Below are 21,613 nucleotides of genomic sequence, written 5' to 3'. Positions count from 1 at the left end.
TAGAGAAGAGGGCCCAGGATGACCGCGCAGCCGCTGCGGATTGCCCTGCTGTCGTACCGAGGGGACCCCTTCTGCGGCGGTCAGGGCGTGTACGTACGGCACCTCTCCCGGGAGCTGGCCAGGCTCGGCCACCACGTGGACGTGATCGGCGCCCAGCCCTTCCCGGTGCTCGACGAGGTCGACGGCCCCGGCTCGGTGCGCCTGGTCGAGCTGCCCAGCCTGGACCTCTACCGCGCCGACGACCCCTTCCGCACCCCGGCCCGCGACGAGTTCCGCGGCCCGGTGGACGTGCTGGAGTTCGCCACCATGCGCACCGGCGGCTTCCCCGAGCCGCTCACCTTCTCGCTGCGCGCCCGCCGCTACCTCGCCGCCCACAAGGGCCGCTACGACGTGGTGCACGACAACCAGACCCTCGGCTACGGCCTGCTCGGCCTGGCCCGGCACGGCTTCCCGCTGGTCACCACGATCCACCACCCGATCACCGTGGACCGGCAGCTGGAACTGGACGCCGCCACCACCCGCGGCAAGCGGCTCTCGCTGCGCCGCTGGTACGCCTTCACCCGGATGCAGCGCCGGGTCGCCGCCCGGCTGGACCACGTGATCACCGTCTCCGGCACCTCGCAGCGCGAGATCGCCGAGCACCTGGGCGTCGCGCCCGGCGCGATCTCGGTGGTGCCGATCGGCGCCGACACCCGGCTCTGGTCGCCCTCGGCGGAGATCGAGCGCGTCCCCGGCCGGATCGTCACCACCTCCAGCGCGGACGTCCCGCTGAAGGGCCTGGTCTTCCTGGTCGAGGCGCTCGCCAAGGTCCGCACCGAGCGGGACGCCCACCTGGTGGTGGTCGGCAAGCCGCAGAAGGAGGACGGGCCGGTGGCCGAGGCGGTGCGCCGCTTCGGGCTGGCCGGGCACATCGAGTTCCGCAGCGGGCTGACCGACCAGGAGCTGGTCGACCTCTACCGCTCGGCCGAGGTGGCCTGCGTCCCCTCGCTCTACGAGGGCTTCTCGCTGCCCGCCGCCGAGGCGATGGCCACCGGCACCCCGCTGGTCGCGACCACCGGCGGGGCGATCCCCGAGGTGGCCGGGCCGGACGGGGAGTCCTGCCTGGCGGTGCCGCCGGGGGAGGCGGACGCGCTGGCCGCCGCGCTCGGCCGGCTGCTGGACGACCCGGAGCTGCGGGCCGGGCTCGGCGCGGCCGGGCGGGAGCGGGTGCTGGCCCGGTTCACCTGGGAGCGGGCCGCCGAGCTGACCGCCGAGGCCTACCGCGCGGCGCTCGCCACCGGCGTCGGCGCCCGGGCCCGCTCGGGGCCGGGCTGGCGGTACGTGGCCTAGCCGCCCGCCCGCGGCAGGTCGGTGACGGCCGGTCGGCGGAGGCGGAGCGGTGGCGGCAGGGCGAGCCTGCCCGACGAAGCGTGACGTGCCGGGAGTGGCGTGACGAAGCGTCAAGAACGCTTGGTAGCAATAGGAATGGGAGTCCTGCAGTGCTGACCGTCGATTTCTCGCGCTTCCCGCTCGCCCCCGGCGACCGGGTGCTCGACCTGGGCTGCGGCGGGGGCCGGCACGCGTTCGAGTGCTACCGCCGTGGCGCCAACGTGATCGCCCTCGACCAGAACACCGAGGAGATCGCCGAGGTCAGGAAGTGGTTCGCGGCGATGGAGCAGGCCGGTGAGGCCCCCGAGGGCGCGTCGGCGGTCGCGATGGAGGGCAACGCGCTGGCGCTGCCGTTCGAGGACGAGTACTTCGACAAGATCATCATCTCCGAGGTGATGGAGCACATCCCGGACGACAAGGGCGTGCTCAACGAGATGTTCCGGGTCCTCAAGCCGGGCGGCCTGCTCGCCGTCACCGTGCCCCGCTGGCTCCCGGAGAAGATCTGCTGGGCGCTGTCCGACGAGTACCACGCCAACGAGGGCGGCCACATCCGGATCTACCGGGGCGACGAGCTGCTCGAGAAGCTCAAGGACGCCGGCCTGGAGCCGTACGGCACCCACCACGCGCACGCGCTGCACTCGCCGTACTGGTGGATCAAGTGCGCGGTCGGCGTCGACAACGACAAGGCGCTGCCGGTCAAGGCCTACCACCAGCTGCTGGTCTGGGACATCGTCGGCACCCCGGTGATCAGCAGCCTCACCAGGGCCGCCGAGCGGGCCCTCAACCCGGTGATCGGCAAGAGCTTCGTCGCGTACGCCTCCAAGCCCAACCGCGCGCCGGGCGGGACGGCGTGACGGCCGCCGTCCCCGAGGTGCTGCTGCTCGACGGGGTGCTCGACGCCGAGCAGGCCGCCGACACCGTGCGCAGCATCCTGGCCGAGCAGCGCCCCGACGGCGCCATACCCTGGTTCGCCGGCCACCACCTCGACCCCTGGGACCACACCGAGGCGGCGATGGCCCTCGACACGGCCGGCGAGCACGCCGCCGCCGAGGCCGCCTACCGCTGGCTCGCCGCCGCCCAGAACCCGGACGGCTCCTGGTACGCCGCGTACACCGACGGCGCGGTCACCGACCGGGCCAAGGAGAGCAACTTCTGCGCGTACATCGCGGTCGGGGTCTGGCACCACCACCTCAGCACCGGCGACGACGCCTTCCTGGAGTGGATCTGGCCGGTCGTCCGGCGCGCCCTGGACTTCATCGTCGGGCTGCGGCTGCCCGGCGGCCCGATCGCCTGGCGGGTCGACGGGGACGGCACCGCCACCGACGAGGCGCTGCTCACCGGCTCGTCCAGCATCCTGCACGCGCTGCGCTGCGGCCTGGCCGTCGCCGAGTACCTGGAGGAGCCGCAGCCCGACTGGGAGCTCGCGGCCGGCCGGCTGGGGCACGCCGTCTCCCACCACCCCGAGCGGTTCCTGGACAAGGGCCGCTACTCGATGGACTGGTACTACCCGGTGCTCGGCACCGGCCTGCGCGGCGAGGCGGCGGTGGCCCGGATCGAGCGGGACTGGGAGCGCTTCGTCGTCCCCGGCCTCGGCGTGCGCTGCGTCAGCGACCGCCCGTGGGTGACCGGCGGCGAGAGCGCCGAGCTGGCGCTCGCACTCTGGGCCATCGGCCAGTCCGACCGCGCGGTGGACATCCTGCGCTGGATCCAGAAGCACCTGCGGCACGAGGACGGCTCGTACTGGACCGGGTACGTCTTCGAGGACGACGCGATCTGGCCGGAGGAGCGCACCACCTGGACGGCCGGGGCGCTGCTGCTCGCGGTCGCCGCGCTCGGCGGGGACCCGGCGACGGTCGCGGTCTTCGGCGGGGAGCAGCTGCCGGCCGGGCTGGTGGTCGCGGACTGCTGCTGAGCCCGGCGCACTGCGCGCGGAACGGGGCGCGGGGGACGGGCGCACAGGGCGCGTACACGGCGCGGAGACGGCGCGTACACGCGGAAGGGGCGGGACCGGAGAACCGGTCCCGCCCCTTCGCGGTGTGCGTCCGCGGGCGTCAGCCGTGCTGTATCAGCCGCGCTGGATGCCCGTGGTGTCGGCCAGCACGCCCTGGCTGCCGTCCGGCAGCTGCGCGACCAGCGCGGCGCCGCGCTGCTCGACGGCCAGGTACCAGGTGCCCGGCACGACCTCGCCGACCGGGGCGCCGGCCGGGTTGTCCTTCGGGGCCAGCTGGCGCGGGGCCGGGACGGCGAACCAGAACGGCTGGAAGTCCGCCGCCGGGGCGGGCGCCTGCTGCGCGGCCGGGACCGGCTGCGGGGCGGGGGCGCCGGCGTCGTGCGGCTGGGCGGCCTGGACCGGCTGGCCGGGCTGCGGCTGGCCGGCACCCGGGTAGCCGTAGCCGCCCTGGCCGCCGAACGCCGGGTCGTGGCCCTGGGCCGGGTAGCCGTACTGGCCGGGCTGGACGGGGGCACCCGGCTGACCGGGCTGGCCCGGGTAGCCGTACTGGCCGGGGACGGCCGCCGGGCGGTCGGCGGCCAGCGGGGCCTTCAGTGCGGGCACCAGGGGGCCCGCGGCGGCCGCGCCGGCCAGCGCGAGCAGCGCGATGAAGCCGAGCCAGGCGCCGAAGCCGTGGCTGACGACGGAGCTGGAGGTGCCGCCGCCGAGCGCCCAGACCGAGGTCCACAGCGCCGCGACGGAGAGGGCGATGCCCCACTGGTCCAGCCGCAGGCCGAGCACCTGGCGGTTGGCTGCGGCCGCGCCCTGGAAGCGCTGCACCAGGATCAGCACCGCGGCGGCGATGCCGAGGAGGTAGATCGACGGCAGGATGGGGAACAGGTCCGTGCTCCACGCGTTCTGCGACGGCGGGCAGTACCGGCTGTTGCCGCAGTCCACGGTCCAGTAAGGCAGGAAGGAGGCGATGAAGAGCAGGACGGCCGCGCCTGCGACGGCGGCGTCTCCCCTGGTGAGAGCGCGCAGATTCACTAACGTTCCCCTCGTTGACGTGTCGTGGACGGTGGTTCGCGCGGTCGGGCCGACCGGCCGAAACTCCCGAACGGACCAGAAGCCTAGGCCCAACCGTCCTGCCGGTGCACGGCGGGACCGGGAATGGGGTGAAGTCGTTGCAAACCGTGCGGTCCGGGCGGAGCGTCGTCCTCCGCCGGTCGCGGCCCAACTCCCTTACCGCTCTTCGGTCTTCTCTTGGGTCGTCAGGAAAGCGGTCAGCGCGTCGGCGATCCCCCGGGCCGCCTGCTGGCGCCACTGAGGGTCCGTCATCCGCTTCGCGTCCGTCGAGTTGCGCATGTTACCGCACTCGATGAACACCTTGGGGACCGTCGAGAGGTTGAGGCCGCCCAGGTCGGAGCGGGTGTCCAGGCCGTCCTTGGCGATGTAGTCCGCGTACGGCTCGCCGGTCGCGGCGTGGAACCGGTCGCGCAGCAGGAGGCCGAGCCAGCGCGAGGGGGCGACGATCGCCGCGTTGTCCGCCTTCCCCGCCACCACCCGGGCGGGCATGATCACGTGGAACCCGCTGCCGCTCGCCGGGCCGCCGTCCCCGTGCACCGAGACCGCGACGTCGGCGTGGGCGTCGGCGCCCGCGCGGGCCCGCTCGTCGACGCACGGGCCCCAGGGCCGGTCGCCGTCCTGCACCAGGACCACCGTGGCGCCCCGGGCGGCCAGCAGGGCGCGGGCCCGGCGGGAGATGTCCAGGGTGTACTCGGCCTCGGTGTAGCCGGCGTTGGTCTCGGTGCCGGTGGTGTCGCACTCCTTGCGGGCGTTGCCGATGTCCACCTGGCGGTTGATCTCGGCGGTGTGGGCGGAGTTCCCGGGGTTGTGGCCGGGGTCGAGCAGGACGGTGCGGCCGGTCAGGACCGCGGCGTCGGCGGGCGCGGGCGGGGCCTCGGCCGTCGGGGTGGTGGACGGCGGCGGTGCGACCGGCGGGGTGAGGGGCGCGGCGGTGCCGTCGGCCGGGGCGCCGGGGTCGGCGGCGCCCGGCTGGTCCGTGGCCGTCGGGGCGGGCGGCGCCGAAGCCGGGTCGGCAGCCGGGGACGAGGCGGCGGGGGCCGACGCGGCCGGGGCCGCCGTGGCGCCCGCCGGGCCGGAGTGGTCGAGGGCCCGCCAGCCGAACCAGCCCGCCGTGCAGAGCGGAACGGCCACGGCCGCGGCGGTGGTGGCGCGCAGCAGGGCGGAGCGGCGGGGCGGTCGGGGGGCGGTGCCGGTCACTGGTCGGTCAGATCCTGTCCTGGGTGCGCGGAGTCAGGCCGTAGCTCTTCGCGATCGCGTTCCACTTCGTCATGAAGTCCGTCTTCGCCTGCGTGGCCTGCGGGTTGAGCTCGTCCGCGTGCTTCTTGTCGGCGGTGGCCGGGGCCCGGCCGGTGCAGCCCTGGGCGGCGACGGCGCGCGCCCAGCTCGCGTACGCCTTGTCTATGTCGGCGGACAACTGCCAGGCGGACTTCAGGGAGTTCACCGCGTCCGCGCCGCCCGGCACGTCCGTGACGCTCAGTTGGGAGAGCTTGGCCAGCAGGGCGGTCCGCTGGCTCGCGCCGTTGTCGAAGTCCTGCGCGGCGCTCTCGATGTCGGCCTTCGGCGGGCAGCTGGTCACCTTGGCGACGGCGCTGCCGATCGGGGCCTTGGCGCTCTCGCCCTCGCTGAGCAGGCCGTCCAGTGCCTGGGCCTGCGCCTTGGCGCCCGGACCGGGAGCGGTCGAGCTCGGCGACGGCGTACCGGCGGGCGAGCCGGACGCGCTCGCGGCGGCGCTCGGCGCACCGTCCGCACCCGTGGGCGCGGTCGCGGGCGGCGGGTTCTCCGCGCCGGTCGCCGGGGCCGAGGCCGGGGCGGGCGCGGCCTGGCCGTCCTTGTCGCCGCCGCCCCGCAGGGCGAACAGCAGGCCGCCGCCGACCGCCAGCACCAGGAGCAGCGCGAAGCCGATCAGCAGCGGGGCCCTGCGGTTGGTCGGCCGGTCCTCGTCGTCCCCGTGGGCGGTCCCGGTCGGGTAGTCGGGCTGGGCGCCGTAGGGGAGCGGGCTGCCGTACGGGGGCTGCGCGCCGTACGGGGACTGCGGCGGGGCGGCGGGCGGCTGTAGGAGGTAGTCGTAGCCGGGGGTCTGCCGCGTCTCCTGCTGCGGGGCGTGGGACGGCGGACCCGGGTGGGAGGGGAACGGCGCGGACGCCGGCGGGGCGGCCGGGGGCGGCGGGGCGGCGGGGAACAGCCGGGCGGTCGGCGGGTCGTAGCCGGGCGAGGCGGCCAGGTACGGGCGGGCGCCCAGCGGCGGGCCCTGGTCGCCGACGGCGCCGGGCGAGGGCGGCGGGGCCATCGGGCCGGGCTGGGCGGCGGACTGCGGGGCTGTGGGCTGCGGGGCCGCGGGAGGCTGGGGGGTGGCGGGCGCCTCGGGGACGGGCTGCGCGTCGGCCGGGCGCTGCGGGCCGCGCACCCAGCCGCCGGCGCCGCCGCGCGCGGTCGGGTCCCAGACCGCCGGAGCGCTGTTCTGCTGGTCCGTCATGTCGCTGCTGGCCCCCACCGTCCGCCGATGCTCTGCCTGGTGCTGCGCGGCCACCGTACCGTTCGAACCCCTGCCCGGCAGCCCCGGCACGACGTTAGAGCATCGGCGCGGGACCCCGGGAGCGAACAGATGTCCTACCGCGCGGCGCGGCGCAGGACGCGCAGGGAGCCGGTCACCGAGACCTCCTCGAAGCCCTCGGCCAGCGCCCGCAGGTACACCCGGTACGGGGCCTGGCCGCCGTCCGCCGGGTCGGGGAACACGTCGTGCACCACCAGCAGGCCCTCCGGCGCCAGGTGCGGCACCCAGCCCTCGTAGTCGCCGGTCGCGTGCTCGTCAGTGTGCCCGCCGTCGATGAACACCAGGCCCAGCGGGCGCCCCCACAGCGCGGCGATCCGCGGCGAGCGGCCGACCAGCGCCACCACGTGCTCCTCCAGCCCGGCGGCGTGCAGGGCACGGCGGAACCGCGGCAGGGTGTCCATCAGCCCGACCTCGGGGTCGACCAGGGTCGGGTCGTGGTACTCCCAGCCGGGCTGCTGCTCCTCCGAGCCGCGGTGGTGGTCGACGGTCAGCGCGACCGTCCCCGCCTCCCGGGCCGCCGCCGCGAGCAGGATCGCCGAGCGGCCGCAGTAGGTGCCGATCTCCAGCACCGGCAGCCCGGTGGTCCGGGCCGCCTCCACCGCCGCCGCGTACAGCGCGAGCCCCTCGTCCACCGGCATGAACCCGGTGGCCTCCTCGAACGCCGCCAGCACCTCGGACGCCGGCTCGGCGCTCAGCAGCAGGTCGGACATGCGGTGCTCCTCGGGGGGGTCGGGACGCAGGCGGACGTGCACGGACCCTACTCGACGGTAGCGGTAGCGGCGCCGCCGGGGCGGCCGGCGCCGACCGGTGCCGACTGGTGCCGTGCGTCGCTCGGGCGGCGGTCAGCCCGCGAGCAGGTCGGCGGCGATCCGGGCGCGGTGCGGGGCCAGCTCGGCGGCGATCGCCCCGACCTCGGCGGGGGTGGCGGTGACGGCCGCCGGCCGGGCCTCGGCGCGCTCGACCAGGGCGATCCGCAGATGGGTCGGAGGGTGGGTGGAGTCCACGGCGGCGTGGTCACGGGCGCTGAGCCGCAGCAGGCGCTCGTGCTCGGTGGCGGGGACGGAGCCGAGGTGCTCGCGCAGCCGCTCCCAGAGCAGTTCCGGGGCGGGCGGCTTCGGCCGCTCGGACTGTTCGGGCCGCTCCGGGCCCCGGCCCCGGCCGCGGCGGACCGTCCGGGGGTGCCGGCGCTCCTCGGCGCGGATCCGGCCCACGGCGGTGCACACCGGGCCGAACAGCAGGAGCGTCGCGAGCATCCCGCCGGCCGCCTCGCTGCCGCCGACCCGGACGGCGAGGGCGTCCGCGCGGTACTCGGCCTGCTGCCCGGCGCGGGAGGTGAGCCGGTCGAACAGGTAGAGGCCCTGGAGCAGCAGCCAGGCGACGGCCCGCAGGACGACCGCGCCGACCAGCGCGCCGATCCGGATCAGCAGCGAGAGCTCGTCGCCGTGCGCGCGGCCCGGCCGGTCGGGCCGGACCATGCCGTACCAGGCCGCGAGCGCCGAGACCGCGCTGTGCAGCCAGAGCGAGCGGCGGTGGTCGCCGTTGACGTGGTGGCCGAACTCGTGGCCGAGCAGGGCGATCCGCTGCCGGTCGTCCAGCACCTCCCAGAACGGCAGGCCCAGTTCGAGGACGGGACGGCGGCGCAGCCCGACCAGCCCGTAGGAGGCGTTGAACTCGTCGGTGACCCGGATGACGGCCACCGGCGCGGCACCCAGCTCGGCGGCCACCCGGTCCGCCAGCCCGTACAGGGCCGGGGCCGAGGCGCGGTCGAGGACGTTCTGGTCGCGCGGCACCCGGCCGAGCCGGGGCCGCAGCGCGACCGCGACCACCAGCGCCACCACGCCCGCGCAGCGCTGCACCGTGCTCCCGGTGACGAGCAGCCAGACCGCCAGGCAGAGCAGGCCGACGGTGACCAGGTGGACCAGGCCGGCGGCGGCGGAGGCCAGCAGCCAGTCGCGGCGGGCGGTCGGGGAGTCGCCGCCGGCGGCCTGCTCCTCGAACAGCCGGTCGGTGCGGTCGGCCGCCGCCCGCTCGCGCCGGGTGGGCGCGGGAGCGCCGTCCTGACCGGGGGACAGGTTCCAGTCGCAGGCCGGGCACCAGGCGGTGAAGCGCGGGTCGGCGGTCAGCGCGGCGGCGCAGCGGGGGCAGGACGCGCCGTGGGCGGGCTGCTCGGGGGAGGCCTGCGAGGGCGCAGGCGGGGACGTCGGTGAGGACGTCGGAAGGGGTGTCGACACGGTGGTGATCATGGCGTGTCGCGGTGGTGGAAGGACAGTGAATTCGTACAGTTCCGCCGGCCGGTTGTTGTGGAACGCGTTCTAGTCGCGTCGCGCCGCCCGTGCCAGAATCGGCCCGACCGCCGATCCGAGGAACACCAGGCACCCCGGGAGCAGCACCCATGCGCGCAGCCGTCCTGCACAAGACCGGCCAGGAGACCCTCGACGTCCGCGAGGACGTGACGGCCGTGGGCTTCGGGCCGGGCACCGTACGGGTCCGGATGCGCGCCGCCAGCCTCTGCCACTCGGACCTCTCCGCGATGAGCGGCGTCCTGCCGCAGCCCGCGCCGTTCGTCCCCGGGCACGAGGGCGCCGGGGACGTGCTGGAGGTCGGCGAGGGCGTCACCGGCCTCGCCGCCGGCGACCGCGTGGTGCTCTGCTGGATGGCCCCCTGCGGCCGCTGCGACCACTGCCGCCGGGACCGCGGCCACCTCTGCATCGCCAGCCTGCGCGGCCTCGGCGCCCCCGGCTTCCGGATCGCCGAGGGCGGGCTGAGCGCCTCCGGCTTCTACGGCACCGGGGCCTTCGCCGAGGAGGTCGTGGTCGCGGCGAACGCCGTCATCAAGGTGCCCGACGACCTCCCGTACGAGGCCGCCGCGCTGATCGGCTGCGGCGTGACCACGGGCATCGGCGCCGCGGTGAACACCGCCCGGGTCGAGCCCGGCGCCTCCGTCGCGGTGATCGGCGCGGGCGGGGTCGGCGTGGCCACCGTGCAGGGCGCCCGGGTCTGCGGCGCCGGCCGGATCACCGTCGTCGACCCGGTGGCCTCGCGCCGCGAGCGCGCCCTGGCGTTCGGCGCCACCGAGGCGATCGCGCCCGAGGAGCTGAAGGCGGCGGCCAAGAAGCTGCCCGGCGGCGGCTTCGACTACGTCTTCGAGGCGGTCGGCCGCGCGGCCACCGTCCGGGCCGGCTACGAGGCCGCCCGGCGCGGCGGCGCGGTGGTCGTCATCGGCGCGGGCGCGCAGGACGACCTCGCGCAGTTCACCATGGGCGAGCTGTTCTTCAACGAGAAGCGCCTGCTGCCCTCGCTCTACGGCGGGGCGACGGTGGCGCGCACCATCGGGCTGGTCGTGGACCTCTGGCGGGCCGGGCGGATCGACCTCGACGGCATGGTCACCCACCGGGTGGGGCTCGCGGACGTCAACGAGGCGATCGCGCAGATGCGGAGCGGCGAGGCGTTGCGGACGGTCGTGACGCTGGGCTGAGGGCGGGCCGCGGCCGGGTCGCTGCTCGGGGCTTCGCACGGAGACTTCGGGCGGAGGCTTCGCACGGAGACTTCGGGCGGGGGCATCGGGAAAGCCGAGGGCCCGCCGGGGGAGTCCGTGCCCTCCCGGCGGGCCCTCGTACGCGGTGCCCTGGTGGTGGTGCGGTCAGCCCAGCGCCCCGGCCGCGCGGTGGCGGCCGTGCGGGTCGGACTCCGGGCTGTCGTCGGCGGCGGAGCCACCGCGGTGGCGGCCGTGCGACGCGGTGTCCTTGGCCGTCTTCTCGTCGGCGTCGGTCCCGGTAACCGCGGGTCCGGTGGTGTCGGTGAGGGTGTCGGACATGAGAATCGTCTTTTCCGTGCGGAGGGTGCAGGTCATCGGCGCCCGGCCGGCGCCGGTGGCGCACGGTCTGGTCCCCGATCGGGCGCCCGGTGCGCGCCCGTAGCCGGTGATCGCGGCCCGTGCCCCGGTCACCATAACGGCCGGGACGGACGAGATCCTATCGAGATCATGACGCGAGTCCCGCGCTGGTCCCGGGCCCGGAAGCGGGCCGGCGGCCGACCGGCTCGCGGTGGCGCGGGGACGGCGCCCAGAGACCGCCGCGCCGGGTCGGCGGCCCGCGCCCGCCGTCCGGCGGCGGCAGCCGGGTCCGCCCGCGGTGCGGAACTGATGCGGCGCGCAACGATCATCGGCGATCATCAGTGTCCCCGTGTGTGCGGCGGAGGCCCGTTCGACCCGCTCCTCGGCGTCGGCGTCCGGACGGCGGGCCGCCCGGTCCGGCAGTACGGCCGGGGCGGGGGACGGGCAGGTCCGTACCAAGGCCGACAAGTGGCGCCCACCTGCGGAGAGTTCACTCGGATCGCCTAGCGCGGCGTCGAGGCCGCCCGGGGCTGGCGTCTGGGCCTGGCGCCTGGGCTCGGTGCCCGAGCTTGGTGTCCGGGACGGCACCGGGCGGCGGGTCAGCCCGGGCGGCCGGTCCGCAGGAACGTGGCCAGCAGCTCGTGCAGGACGGCGGCGCCCTCGTCGGCGAGCACCTCGTGCCCGGAGCCGGCCGCCTCGACGTACCGGAAGTCCTCGCCCTCGACCCGGCCGATCCGCAGCAACTCGTGCCGCAGCGAGCGGGACTGGCTCACCGGTACGACCTCGTCCCGGTTGCCGTGCACCACCAGCAGCGGCGCGCTCAGCCGGTGCGCCAGTTGCAGCACGTCGCGCGGTCCGCGGGCGTCGGCGACCTGCTCGCCGCCGCCCAGCCGGGTGGTCAACGCCCGTACGGGGGGCGCCGCTTCGGCCAGCAGCCGGGCGCCGGACAGGAACGGCGCGACCACCGCGCAGCGGGCGACCTGCTCGGCCGGCGCGTGCGAGGCCGCCAGCAGCGCCAGGAAGGCGCCGTAGCTGACCCCGAAGAGGGCCGGCGGCTCCAGGCCGAGGGCGGCACGCTGGCCCGCGATGCCGTCCAGCAGGTACAGGACGTCGTCCAGGTCGGGACCGCCCCAGGCGCCCCGGATGGCCAGCGCGTGCGCCACGCCGTAGCCGGTGGAGCCGCGCTGGTTCGGCGCGACCACCGCCAGGCCCTCGGCGGCCATCCGCTGCAGTGTCGGGTCGAACTCCAGCCGCCAGGCGTCCGCCGGGCCGCCGTGCAGCGCCAGCACCAGGTGCGGGCTGCTCAGCCAGGCGTCCCCGCCGTACACCACGGCCTCCAACGGGCCTGCCGGGCCCGCGAGTTCGAGGCTCTGCGCGGGATGCCAGCGGCCGCCGTCCCCGGGCGGGGTGCTGCCGTCGAGCCGCCAGCCGGGCGGCTCGGTCCGCACCGGGCGCACCCCGCCGGGCTGCCAGGGCAGGATGGTGTCCCGCCACGGGCCCGGCAACCCCGAGGCCAGCGGCGCGAGTTGGAGCGGGAGCGGCGTCGGGCCGGAGACGGGCGGGAGCGGTCCGTGCGTCAGCAGCGTGTCGACGTCGAGGGTGGCCAGCGCCGTCGGGTGGTCGGGCGAGGAGTACGGCACGCGCAGCCCCGCCTCGCCCCAGTGGCCGACCGCGCCGAGCCGCCCGGGCGGGACCGGCAGCGGGTCCAGCCGCCCGGCCGAGGGCCGCCACAGCGCGAGCGCCGAGCCCGCGCCGTGGTCGATCTGCACCGCGACCCGGGGGCCGTCCGCCGCGACCCGCAGGGCGACCGGCCGCAGGAACATGCCCGCGACGTGCAGGCGCTCGGGGAAGCGCAGCGGCTCCCCGGCGCCGAGGACGCCCCAGCCGAGCCGGTCGGTGCCGGGCGCGTCGCTGCGCACCATCGCGAAACGGCTGTCCGGGTCGAACAGCACCAGGCGGTCGTTGCTCCGCGGGCCGATCTCCAGCAGGGGGGAGGTGCGGCCGGCGCGCAGGTCGAGCACCACGCTGCGGACCAGGCCCGCGTTCACCCGGTCCAGCGCGAGCAGCGTGCCGGTACGGTCCAGCCAGGTGCCGCCGCCGTGCAACCCCGGGATCTCGGCGACCTGTTCGGGCTCGCTGCCGTCGGTGCGCACCAGCCAGGCGGTGGTCGCCGGGCGGGTGTCGCTGCCGAGCGCGACCGCCACCGGCGTCCGCGGGTCGGCGCCGGCCTGGGCGGGGAGCGGCAGCACCCGCAGGCCGGTCATCCGCAACGAGCCCAACTGCTGTTCCAGGGCGCCGTTCCCGCCGTACGAGAGGCGGACCAGGTCGTGCCGCTCGCCGTCGTGCCGGCAGGTCAGCACCGAGCCGTCCGGCAGTGCGACCAGCTGTGAGCGCAGGCTCTCCGCGCGGTTGCCGGGCAGCGGCAGCGCGGTCGGCACGGCCGGTCCGCCGTCCTGCGGCAGCCGCCAACTCTCCACGTACCAGCCGCTGTCGGCGGAGGAGGCGAGGCAGGCGGCGTGGCTGCCGTCGGCGGCGAAGGTGAAGCTCAGCCGGCGCAGCGTCTGGGTCATGGTTCGGGTGGCCACGTTCATGCTCCGCTCACCCCGGTGGTGCTGGACGGGCCCGCCGGGTCGGAGGGGCCTGTGGTGCCGGACGGGCCCGCGTTGCCGGACGGGTCCCCGGCGCCGGGGCGGGCCGGGCCGCCGGCCTGCCCCGGCCGGGCAGCGACCCGGCCGCGGCACGACGGAGGCCCGGCGATTCGTTCCTGCACCAGGACGGCGGGGTCCTCCTGCCCGATCGGACCGACGGCGGGCGGCACCGGCCCTCGCCCGGCGGGCCGGGCCGTGTGCCGGAAGCCGCCGACGGTGACCTCCCGGTCACCGCCGCCTCCCCGGCCTCCGGCACCGGCCGGTGCCGCCCGCTCCGCCTCCGGCCACGAACCGGCCGCACCCGGTCCACGGTCCACCGATCCCCTGTCCCCGGCCGTACGCAGCGATGTGCCCGCCCCCATTCGCCACCACATCCCTTCGTCGCGGCCGCCGCCCCGGTGCCCACTGCTCGCGGCACCCGGGGGACGGCCCGGCCTGATCGGTTCTTCCGGAAGGGGCGGCGGTACCGCCCCGGTACGGGAGTGCTCACCCGGATCCCGTCCGGCCCGGCACGGCACCGCCCGACTCCTGGTCGTGGCTGCCGCCGGGGCAACTCCCGTTCGCAGAAGTGAAGTTACTTTCGAGCCAACCGAAGCCTCAACGCAGAGCCGGTCACTTCACTCGTAAGGGTGCAAAGGCCTGGTTTCGAACCCGTACGGGAACCCTGCTGTGAGTAACGGACGACCGGCGCGCGGCCGCGTACGGAGCGCGCGGGGCCCGTCGGGCGCCTCTCGTCGCAGATTGACGTGCACCCGTACGCCCCCAGCTCCCCTGTCCGAACGGCCACGAGGCACCGGCCCGAACGGCCACGAGGCACCGGCCGACGCGGCCGCGACGCGTCGAGGACGGACCGACGACGTACCGGCGACGGACCGAGGACGGACCGGCGACGACCCGGCGCCGCAGGCGCGACGCGACCCGGCCGAGACCGTTCCCCCGGCGCCCGGCCGTACGGCCGAGGCCCGACCGCCCCCGCGCGCACGGTAGTCTCGACAGGTGCCGAAACTGTCCGACGTCATCACCGCGCTCGAAGAGGTCTACCCCCCGCAGTGGGCGGAGTCCTGGGACGCCGTCGGCCTGGTCTGCGGAGACCCTCAGACCGAGGTCAACCGCGTGCTCTTCGCCGTCGACCCCGTCCAGGCGGTCGTCGACGAGGCCGTGGAGTGGGGCGCCGACCTCGTGGTCACCCACCACCCCCTCTACCTGCGCGGCACCACCAGCGTCGCCGCGACCACCTTCAAGGGCCGGGTGGTGCACACGCTGATCACCAACGGCATCGCCCTGCACGTCGCCCACACCAACGCCGACCACGCCGACCCCGGCGTCTCGGACGCGCTCGCCGAGGCGGTGGGCCTGCGGGTGACCGGCCCGCTGGTGCCGGACCCGACCGACCCGCTGGGCCGCCGCGGCACCGGCCGGATCGGCCTGCTGGAGCCCCCGCTGACCCTCTCCGCCTTCGCCGCGCAGGTGGCGGCGGGCCTGCCCGCCACCGCCGCCGGCGTCCGCGTCTCCGGCGACCCGGACCGGCTGGTCAGCCGGGTCGCGGTGTGCGGCGGCTCGGGCGACAGCTTCCTCGCCGACGTCCGGTCGGCCGGCGTGGACGCCTACCTGACCGCCGACCTGCGTCACCACCCGGCCTCCGAGGCCGCGGAGGCGTCGCCCGTCGCGCTGCTCGACGCCGCCCACTGGGCCACCGAGTGGCCCTGGCTCACCCTGGCCGAGCGGGCCCTGCTGGCCGCCGCCGACAAGCGCGGCTGGGCCGTGGAGACCAAGGTCTCCCACCGGGTCACCGACCCGTGGACCGCGCACGCCCCCATGTCCTTCACCGCCTGACCCGATTCACAGGAGCTCTCCGCTTGAACGCCGCGCCCGCCGACCAGAACCGCCTGCTCGACCTCCAGGCCATCGACTCGAAGCTCGACCAGCTGGCCCACCGGCGCCGGAGCCTGCCCGAGCACGCCGAGATCGAGAAGGTCACCGCCGACCACACCGCGCTCAAGGACCTCGTCGTCGCCGCCGAGGCCCAGAAGGGCGACACCGCCCGCGAGCTGACCAAGGCCGAGCAGGACGTCGAGCAGGTCCGCTCCCGTGCCGCCCGCAACCAGCAGCGCCTGGACTCCGGCGCGATCACCTCGCCGAAGGACCTGGAGAACCTCCAGCACGAGATCGGCTCGCTCGCCAAGCGCCAGGGCGACCTGGAGGACGTCGTGCTGGAGATCATGGAGCGCCAGGAGAGCGCCAAGAGCCGGGTCGAGGAGCTGTCCGCCCGCCTGGAGCACTCCACCGTCGTCCTCACCGAGGCCGAGGGCCGCCGCGACGCCGCCTTCGCCGAGATCGACGGGGAGGCCGAGAAGGTCAAGCGCGACCGCGAGACCGTCGCCGCCGTCATCCCGGCCGACCTGCTGAAGGTCTACACCAAGCTGCGCGAGACCCAGGGCGGCGTCGGCGCGGCCCGCCTCTACCAGCGCCGCTGCGAGGGCTGCCGCACCGAGTTCTCGATCACCGAGCTGAACGCCATCAAGGCCGAGCCGGCCGACAAGGTCGTCCGCTGCGAGAACTGCTCGCGGATCCTGGTCCGCACCTCCGACTCGGGCGTCTGATCCGGTGGCGGCGCGCTTCATCGTCGAGGCCGACGGCGGGTCCCGGGGCAACCCGGGGCCGGCCGGCTACGGCGCGGTGGTCCGTGACGGGGACACCGGGCAGATCATCGCCGAAGCCGCCGAGTTCATCGGCCACGCCACCAACAACGTGGCCGAGTACAAGGGCCTGATCGCCGGGCTCAGGGCGGCCCGCGACCTGGACCCGGACGCCTCGGTGGACGTCCGGATGGACTCCAAGCTGGTCGTCGAGCAGATGTCCGGGCGCTGGAAGATCAAGCACCCCGACATGCAGCCGCTCGCCGCCGAGGCGCGCACCGTCCTCCCGCGCGCCCGGGTCACGTACACCTGGATCCCGCGCGAGCGGAACAAGGACGCCGACCGGCTGGCCAACGAGGCGATGGACGCGGGCCGCGACGGCCGCCAGTGGGAGCCGAAGCCCAAGGCCGCGGTCGCGGCCGTCGACGAGCCGCCGCTGGAGACCGCCGCCCCCAAGGCCGGCTGGGCCGCCCCCGCCGACCTCGGCACCCCCACCACCTTCGTCCTGCTGCGCCACGGAGAGACCCCGCTCACCCCGGAGAAGCGTTTCTCCGGCAGCGGCGGCAGCGACCCGGAGCTCTCCGACAAGGGCCGCTGGCAGGCCGAGCGGGCCGCCGAGGCACTGGCCGCGCGCGGCAGCGTCCAGGCGGTCGTCGCCTCCCCGATGCTCCGCACCCGGCAGACCGCCGAGACCGCCGCCGCCCGGCTCGGCCTGGAGGTCCGGTACGAGGACGGGCTGCGCGAGGTCGACTTCGGTGCCTGGGAGGGCCTGACCTTCGCCGAGGTGCGGGAGCGCTACCCCGACGACCTGACCGCCTGGCTCGGCTCCGCCAAGGCCAGGCCGACCGGCAGCGGCGAGAGCTTCACCACGCTCACCCACCGGGCCGGCGTCGCCCGGGACAAGATCCTCGCCCGGTACGCGGGGAAGACCGTGCTGGTGGTCTCGCACGTCAGCCCGATCAAGACCCTGGTCCGGCTGGCGCTCGGCGCCCCGCCGGACTCGATGTACCGGATGGAGCTGTCCGCCGCCTCGATCTGCGCCGTCCAGTACTACGCGGACGGCAACGCCTCGGTGCGGCTGCTCAACGACACCTCGCACCTGCGCTAGGGCCCGTCGTCACCGGGGTGCTCAGTGCACCTCGGTGACCACCACGTCCAGCTGCCACGGCTTGCGCGCTGTGCCCTCCGCCGCCAGCTCGACGTGGTGGCCCAGCTCCAGCAGCGCGTCCATCAGCTCGCCGGGCGTCTTCGGCTCCGCCCCGGCCGCCAGCAGGTCCCGGACGATCCGCCCCTTGGTCGCCTTGTTGAAGTGGCTGACCACGCTGCGCTTGCCGTTCCGCTCCTGGAGCACCCGGACGGTCGCGGTCCTGGCGGCCACCTCGCCGGCCGGCTTCCAGGCCGCCGCGTACGCGGAACTGCGCAGGTCCAGCACCAGCCCGTCCGCGACCTCGGGGAGCACGGGGGCCATCGCGCTCCGCCAGTACGCCCCGAGCGCCCCCAGCTGCGGGAGCTTGACGCCCATCGAGCAGCGGTAGGACGGAATCCGGTCGGAGATCCGCACGGCGCCCCAGAGACCGGAGAAGACCAGCAGCGAGCGCTCGGCCCGGTCGTACGCGGCGGCGTCCAGGGTGGCCAGGCCGAGGTTGTCGAACAGCACCCCGGTGTACACCTCGCCCGCCGGGCGGGCACCCGCCGTCGGCAGCCCGGCGTTCTTGGCGACCTCGCCGCGCAGACCGGGGGAGAGGCCGAGCACCTCGGAGGCGGCGTCCTCGTCACCCCGGCACAGGCCCACCAGCGCGTCCAGCACCGCGCCGCGCGCCGCCGTCAGCCCCGGCAGCGACAGCCGCTCCAGCGCCACCGGCCCGCCGTCCCCGGACCCGGCCTTGCCCTCCGAGGGCGGCAACAGCACCAGCACAGCGGACTCCTCAACAATCTGTGGCGGACGAACCCCGCAACCCTACTGCGGCCGCCCCGGCCCCCAGCGCCACACAGAGCGGCGAGTAGTACCGCACGTTCAGCCGCCGGAACCGCTCCGAACGCTCACTCACCCGGCCGAACACCACCGGCCCGGCCACCCCGCGCGCCAGCAGCACCCCCGCCACCACCCGCACCCCGGCCCGTCGCAGCCGCCGCGGCCCTACCTGCGGCAGTACCCCGGCCTCCGCCCCCACCAGGTACGCCCCCGCCCCCAGCGCCCCTGCCACCGCCAGGCACGCGCCCACCGGCGGCACCCCCTCACCCTGCCCCACCACGACGTCCGCGAACTCCTCCGCCGACCCCAGCGGCCACGGCGTCACCGCCCACACCGCGTGCAGCGCCCCCGTCGCCCCCAGCACCGCAGCCACCACACCCCCGGCCACCTTCACCGCACCCATCGCCCAAACCCCCTTCGTGCACGGCCACTTGCCCCCACCGTACGAGTGCTTACGCCGCCCCCGGGCAGAGCCTGGCCCGGAACCGCCCGGCCCCGCTCTACCCTGGCGTGCATGCCTCGCCGAAAACTGCGCGTCAAGGCCGCCGACTCCGCCCGGATCAACACCGAGCTGACCGAGCTCCGCACCCGCCTGGAGGTCCACACCGAGTGGCCGCGGGCCGTGCTCGCCGAGGCGGAGGAGGCGGCCGAGCGCCCCCGGCTGCCGGAGTACGACGCCACCGACCTGCCGCTGTTCACGGTCGACCCGCCCGGCTCCCGCGACCTCGACCAGGCCGTGCACCTCGCCCACCGGCCCGGCGGCGGCTACCGGGTGCACTACGCGATCGCCGACGTCGCCGCGTTCGTCCACCCCGGCGGCGCGATCGACACCGAGGCCCGCCGCCGGGTCGAGACCCTCTACTTCCCCGACCACCGCGTCCCGCTGCACCCCACCCGGATCTCCGAGGACGCCGCCAGCCTGCTGCCCGGCGAGCCCCGCCCGGCCCTGCTCTGGCAGCTGGACCTGGACGCCGACGGCGCCGTCGTCCTCGCCGACCTGCGCCGCGCCCTGGTCCGCTCGCATCGCCGGCTGGACTACGCCGCCGTCGAGCGCGCGGTGGACCTCGGCGGCGCCGACGAGCAGCTCGCCCTGTTCGCGACAGTCGGGCGGCTGCGCGAGGAGCAGGAGCGCGCCCGCGGCGGGATCAGCCTGCCGGTGCCCGAACAGGAGGTCGAGGAGACCCTGCACGGCTACGTCCTCGGCTACCGCGCCCCCGGCCCCGCCGACGGCTGGAACGCCCAGATCTCCCTGCTCACCGGCATGGCCGCGGCCGACCTGATGCTCGACGCCGGCGTCGGCCTGCTGCGCACCCTGCCCGCCGCGCCCGCCACCGGGTACGAGCGGCTGCGCCGGATCGCCGCCGCCCTGGACGTGGACTGGCCGCAGGCCGTCCCGTACCCCGAACTGATCCGCTCCCTCGACCCGGACGTCCCGCTCAACGCCGCCTTCCTCAACGCCTGTACGGGCCTGCTGCGCGGCGCCGGCTACCACGCCTTCGACGAGTCCCGCGGCCTGCCCGCCCCCGCCGAGCCGGAGCACGCCGCGCTCGCCGCCCCGTACGCGCACTGCACCGCGCCGCTGCGCCGCCTCGGCGACCGCTTCGCCCAGGAGGTGTGCGCGGCGGTGGCGGCGGGCGAGGACGTACCGGAGTGGGTGCGCGAGGCGCTGCCGGCCGTCCCGGCGCTGATGGCGGGCGGGGACCGCCGCGCCGCGGAGGTCGAACGGGCCTGCGTGGACCTGGTGGAGGCGGAGCTGCTCGCGGGCCGGGAGGGCGAGGACTTCGCCGCGGTGGTCATCGACGTGGACGAGCGGCGGCCCGGCTCCGGCACCGTCCAGCTGCGCGACCCGGCCGTCCGGGCCCGCTGCGACACGGCCGCGGACGGGCTGCCGCTCGGCCGGGTGATCGACGTCCGGCTGACGACGGCCGACCCGGCCACCCGGACCGTCCGCTTCACGGCGGTCTAGCGGGCCGCGTCCCCGTGCCACCTGGATTACGCCACCCGCCACCCGGACGCGCCGCCCACCCGCCCCGGCCCGCCCCGCGGTGGGAGGATCGGTCCCGTGCCCGCCCCCCAGCCCCGCGCCGCCGCAGCCGCGCCCGCCCCCGGGCCCGCGCTCGGGCGCCGCCGCCGTCTGCTCGTCCTGGCGATCTGCTGCCTGAGCCTGTTCATCGTCGGCCTCGACAACACCGTGGTGAACATCGCCCTGCCGGTGATCCAGCGGGACCTGGACGCCCCGGCGTCCGGGCTGCAGTGGATCATCGACGCCTACACCCTGGTGCTGGCCTCGCTGCTGATGCTGTTCGGCTCGGTGGCCGACCGCTTCGGTCGCCGCCGGGTGTTCCAGACCGGCCTGGTCTGCTTCGCGCTCGGCTCGCTGCTGTGCAGCCAGGCGCCGAGCCTGGCCTGGCTGGTGGCGTTCCGGGCGCTCCAGGCGGTGGGCGGCTCGATGCTCAACCCGGTGGCGATGTCGATCATCACCAACACCTTCACCGACCCGAAGGAGCGGGCCCGGGCGATCGGCGTCTGGGGCGGCGTGGTCGGCATCTCGATGGCGCTCGGCCCGCTGCTCGGCGGCTTCCTGGTGGACGGCGCGGGCTGGCCGTCGATCTTCCTGATCAACGTCCCGGTGGCGCTCGCCGCCATCGCGCTGACCGCCCGCTACGTCCCGGAGTCCCGCGCCCCCCGGCCGCGCCGGCTGGACCCGGTGGGGCAGCTGCTGATGATCGTGCTGCTCGGCTGCGGCACCGCCGCGATCATCGAGGGCCCGGCCAACGGCTGGACCTCCCCGCTGATCCTCACCCTGGCCGCGACCGCGCTGGCCGCGCTGGTCGCCTTCCCGCTCTGGGAGCGGCGGGTGGCCGAGCCGCTGGTGGACCCCCGGTTCTTCGCCAGCGTGCCGTTCACCGGCGCCGCCGTCACCGCGGTCTGCGCGTTCGCCGCGCTCGGCGGCTTCCTCTTCCTCAGCACCCTCTACCTCCAGGACGTCCGGCACTACAGCCCGGTCGAGGCCGGCCTGTGGACGCTGCCGATGGCCGGGATGATGCTGGTCTGCGCGCCGCTGTCCGGACGGATCGTCGCCGGCCGGGGCCCGCGCCTGCCGCTGGTCGCGGCCGGGATCGGCCTCGCCGCGAGCGGGCTGCTGCTCACCCGGCTCGCCGCCGACTCCCCGCCGGCCCTGCTGCTGGTCGCGTACGCGCTGTTCGGCTTCGGCTTCGGCATGGTGAACGCGCCGATCACCAACGCCGCCGTCGCGGGGATGCCGCGCGCCCAGGCGGGCGTGGCGGCGGCGGTCGCCTCGACCAGCCGTCAGGTCGGCCAGTCGCTGGGCGTGGCGGTGATCGGTACGGTCGTCACCGCGGCCGTGGTCGGACCGGTCGCGACCGGTTTCGCCCCGGCCAGCCACGCCGGCTGGTGGATCCTGGTCGGCCTCGGCGGCGCCGTCCTCGCCCTCGGCCTGGCCACCACCACCGCCCGGGCGAGCGCGACGGCGGCCCGGGTGGCCGCCCGCCTCGGCGCCGAGGCGCCGGCCGTCCGGTCCGGTGTACGGGAGGCGCCGCCCGAGCGGCTACGATGACCACTACGGCGGA

General features: G+C 76.1%; 18 protein-coding genes. 9 read left to right on the top strand and 9 right to left on the bottom strand.

Features of this window, described 5'->3' with window-relative positions; genetic code table 11:
* Positions 1–18: 18 nt before the first annotated feature.
* From ACWDD9_RS10725 to ACWDD9_RS10715, 3 genes are all read left to right on the top strand, one after another.
* Positions 19–1,329 (top strand): glycosyltransferase family 4 protein, encoded by a 1,311-nt coding sequence (locus ACWDD9_RS10725; RefSeq protein ID WP_074000830.1) that lies wholly within the window; start codon positions 19–21, stop codon positions 1,327–1,329.
* A gap of 149 nt (positions 1,330–1,478) precedes the next feature.
* Positions 1,479–2,222 carry a class I SAM-dependent methyltransferase gene (locus tag ACWDD9_RS10720; RefSeq protein ID WP_049660417.1) on the top strand — a complete coding sequence of 248 codons (744 nt, stop codon included), beginning with the start codon at positions 1,479–1,481 and terminating at the stop codon, positions 2,220–2,222.
* Positions 2,219–3,280, top strand: a complete 1,062-nt coding sequence (locus tag ACWDD9_RS10715) for a prenyltransferase/squalene oxidase repeat-containing protein (protein ID WP_234348709.1) — start codon at positions 2,219–2,221, stop codon at positions 3,278–3,280. The genes ACWDD9_RS10720 and ACWDD9_RS10715 overlap by 4 nt, the downstream gene beginning before the upstream one ends.
* A 153-nt stretch (positions 3,281–3,433) precedes the next feature.
* Here ACWDD9_RS10715 and ACWDD9_RS10710 read toward each other — a convergent pair whose 3' ends face one another.
* The 5 genes from ACWDD9_RS10710 to ACWDD9_RS10690 all read right to left on the bottom strand — a co-directional run bounded on the left by ACWDD9_RS10710 (position 3,434) and on the right by ACWDD9_RS10690 (position 9,166).
* Positions 3,434–4,345, bottom strand: coding sequence for a hypothetical protein (locus ACWDD9_RS10710; RefSeq protein ID WP_117487501.1), 912 nt, complete (start codon positions 4,343–4,345; stop codon positions 3,434–3,436).
* A 195-nt stretch (positions 4,346–4,540) separates the two neighbouring features.
* Positions 4,541–5,581: an N-acetylmuramoyl-L-alanine amidase gene (locus ACWDD9_RS10705; protein ID WP_449811386.1), complete on the bottom strand. Its 1,041-nt coding sequence runs from the start codon at positions 5,579–5,581 to the stop codon at positions 4,541–4,543.
* 7 nt (positions 5,582–5,588) lie between these two features.
* Complete coding sequence (locus tag ACWDD9_RS10700; protein WP_449811385.1) at positions 5,589–6,857, bottom strand: hypothetical protein; 1,269 nt, start codon at positions 6,855–6,857, stop codon at positions 5,589–5,591.
* Positions 6,858–6,991: 134 nt separating this feature from the next.
* Positions 6,992–7,645 (bottom strand): class I SAM-dependent methyltransferase, encoded by a 654-nt coding sequence (locus ACWDD9_RS10695; protein ID WP_449811384.1) that lies wholly within the window; start codon positions 7,643–7,645, stop codon positions 6,992–6,994.
* 132 nt (positions 7,646–7,777) lie between these two features.
* A complete protein-coding gene (locus tag ACWDD9_RS10690; protein ID WP_449811383.1) occupies positions 7,778–9,166 on the bottom strand; it encodes a M48 family metalloprotease in 1,389 nt (462 codons plus the stop codon).
* A 161-nt stretch (positions 9,167–9,327) separates the two neighbouring features.
* Here ACWDD9_RS10690 and ACWDD9_RS10685 point away from each other — a divergent pair, with 161 nt between their 5' ends.
* Positions 9,328–10,410: an alcohol dehydrogenase catalytic domain-containing protein gene (locus ACWDD9_RS10685; RefSeq protein ID WP_375874060.1), complete on the top strand. Its 1,083-nt coding sequence runs from the start codon at positions 9,328–9,330 to the stop codon at positions 10,408–10,410.
* A gap of 165 nt (positions 10,411–10,575) precedes the next feature.
* Here the strand turns inward: ACWDD9_RS10685 and ACWDD9_RS10680 are convergent, their stop codons facing one another.
* Together ACWDD9_RS10680 and ACWDD9_RS10675 are read right to left on the bottom strand one after the other, a co-directional pair.
* Complete coding sequence (locus ACWDD9_RS10680; protein WP_158077660.1) at positions 10,576–10,749, bottom strand: hypothetical protein; 174 nt, start codon at positions 10,747–10,749, stop codon at positions 10,576–10,578.
* Between the two features lie 617 nt (positions 10,750–11,366).
* A complete protein-coding gene (locus ACWDD9_RS10675) occupies positions 11,367–13,352 on the bottom strand; it encodes an alpha/beta hydrolase family protein (RefSeq protein ID WP_449811382.1) in 1,986 nt (661 codons plus the stop codon).
* Positions 13,353–14,411: 1,059 nt separating this feature from the next.
* On the opposite strand from ACWDD9_RS10675, the gene ACWDD9_RS10670 reads away from it, so the two are divergent.
* Genes ACWDD9_RS10670 through ACWDD9_RS10660 form a run of 3 tightly spaced genes read left to right on the top strand, consistent with a single transcriptional unit; the run spans position 14,412 to position 17,159 of the window.
* Positions 14,412–15,248: a Nif3-like dinuclear metal center hexameric protein gene (locus tag ACWDD9_RS10670; protein ID WP_049659175.1), complete on the top strand. Its 837-nt coding sequence runs from the start codon at positions 14,412–14,414 to the stop codon at positions 15,246–15,248.
* Between the two features lie 23 nt (positions 15,249–15,271).
* Entirely contained in the window at positions 15,272–16,015 is a 744-nt protein-coding gene (locus tag ACWDD9_RS10665) for a zinc ribbon domain-containing protein (RefSeq protein ID WP_049659174.1), read from the top strand.
* 4 nt (positions 16,016–16,019) lie between these two features.
* Entirely contained in the window at positions 16,020–17,159 is a 1,140-nt protein-coding gene (locus ACWDD9_RS10660) for a bifunctional RNase H/acid phosphatase (RefSeq protein ID WP_449811381.1), read from the top strand.
* Between the two features lie 21 nt (positions 17,160–17,180).
* Here ACWDD9_RS10660 and yaaA read toward each other — a convergent pair whose 3' ends face one another.
* Both yaaA and ACWDD9_RS10650 read right to left on the bottom strand, forming a co-directional pair.
* Positions 17,181–17,966 carry a peroxide stress protein YaaA gene (gene yaaA / locus ACWDD9_RS10655; protein ID WP_049659172.1) on the bottom strand — a complete coding sequence of 262 codons (786 nt, stop codon included), beginning with the start codon at positions 17,964–17,966 and terminating at the stop codon, positions 17,181–17,183.
* A 10-nt stretch (positions 17,967–17,976) separates the two neighbouring features.
* Positions 17,977–18,426 (bottom strand): DUF3995 domain-containing protein, encoded by a 450-nt coding sequence (locus tag ACWDD9_RS10650; RefSeq protein WP_079271747.1) that lies wholly within the window; start codon positions 18,424–18,426, stop codon positions 17,977–17,979.
* A gap of 111 nt (positions 18,427–18,537) precedes the next feature.
* Between ACWDD9_RS10650 and ACWDD9_RS10645 the strand changes: the two genes are divergently transcribed.
* Together ACWDD9_RS10645 and ACWDD9_RS10640 are read left to right on the top strand one after the other, a co-directional pair.
* Entirely contained in the window at positions 18,538–19,989 is a 1,452-nt protein-coding gene (locus ACWDD9_RS10645; protein ID WP_117487492.1) for an RNB domain-containing ribonuclease, read from the top strand.
* A 96-nt stretch (positions 19,990–20,085) separates the two neighbouring features.
* Positions 20,086–21,600: an MFS transporter gene (locus tag ACWDD9_RS10640; RefSeq protein WP_449811380.1), complete on the top strand. Its 1,515-nt coding sequence runs from the start codon at positions 20,086–20,088 to the stop codon at positions 21,598–21,600.
* The last annotated feature ends 13 nt before the right edge of the window (positions 21,601–21,613 follow it).

The organism is Kitasatospora sp. NPDC001119 (assembly GCF_053598475.1).
This window is presented reverse-complemented; position numbering and strand designations above follow the sequence as displayed.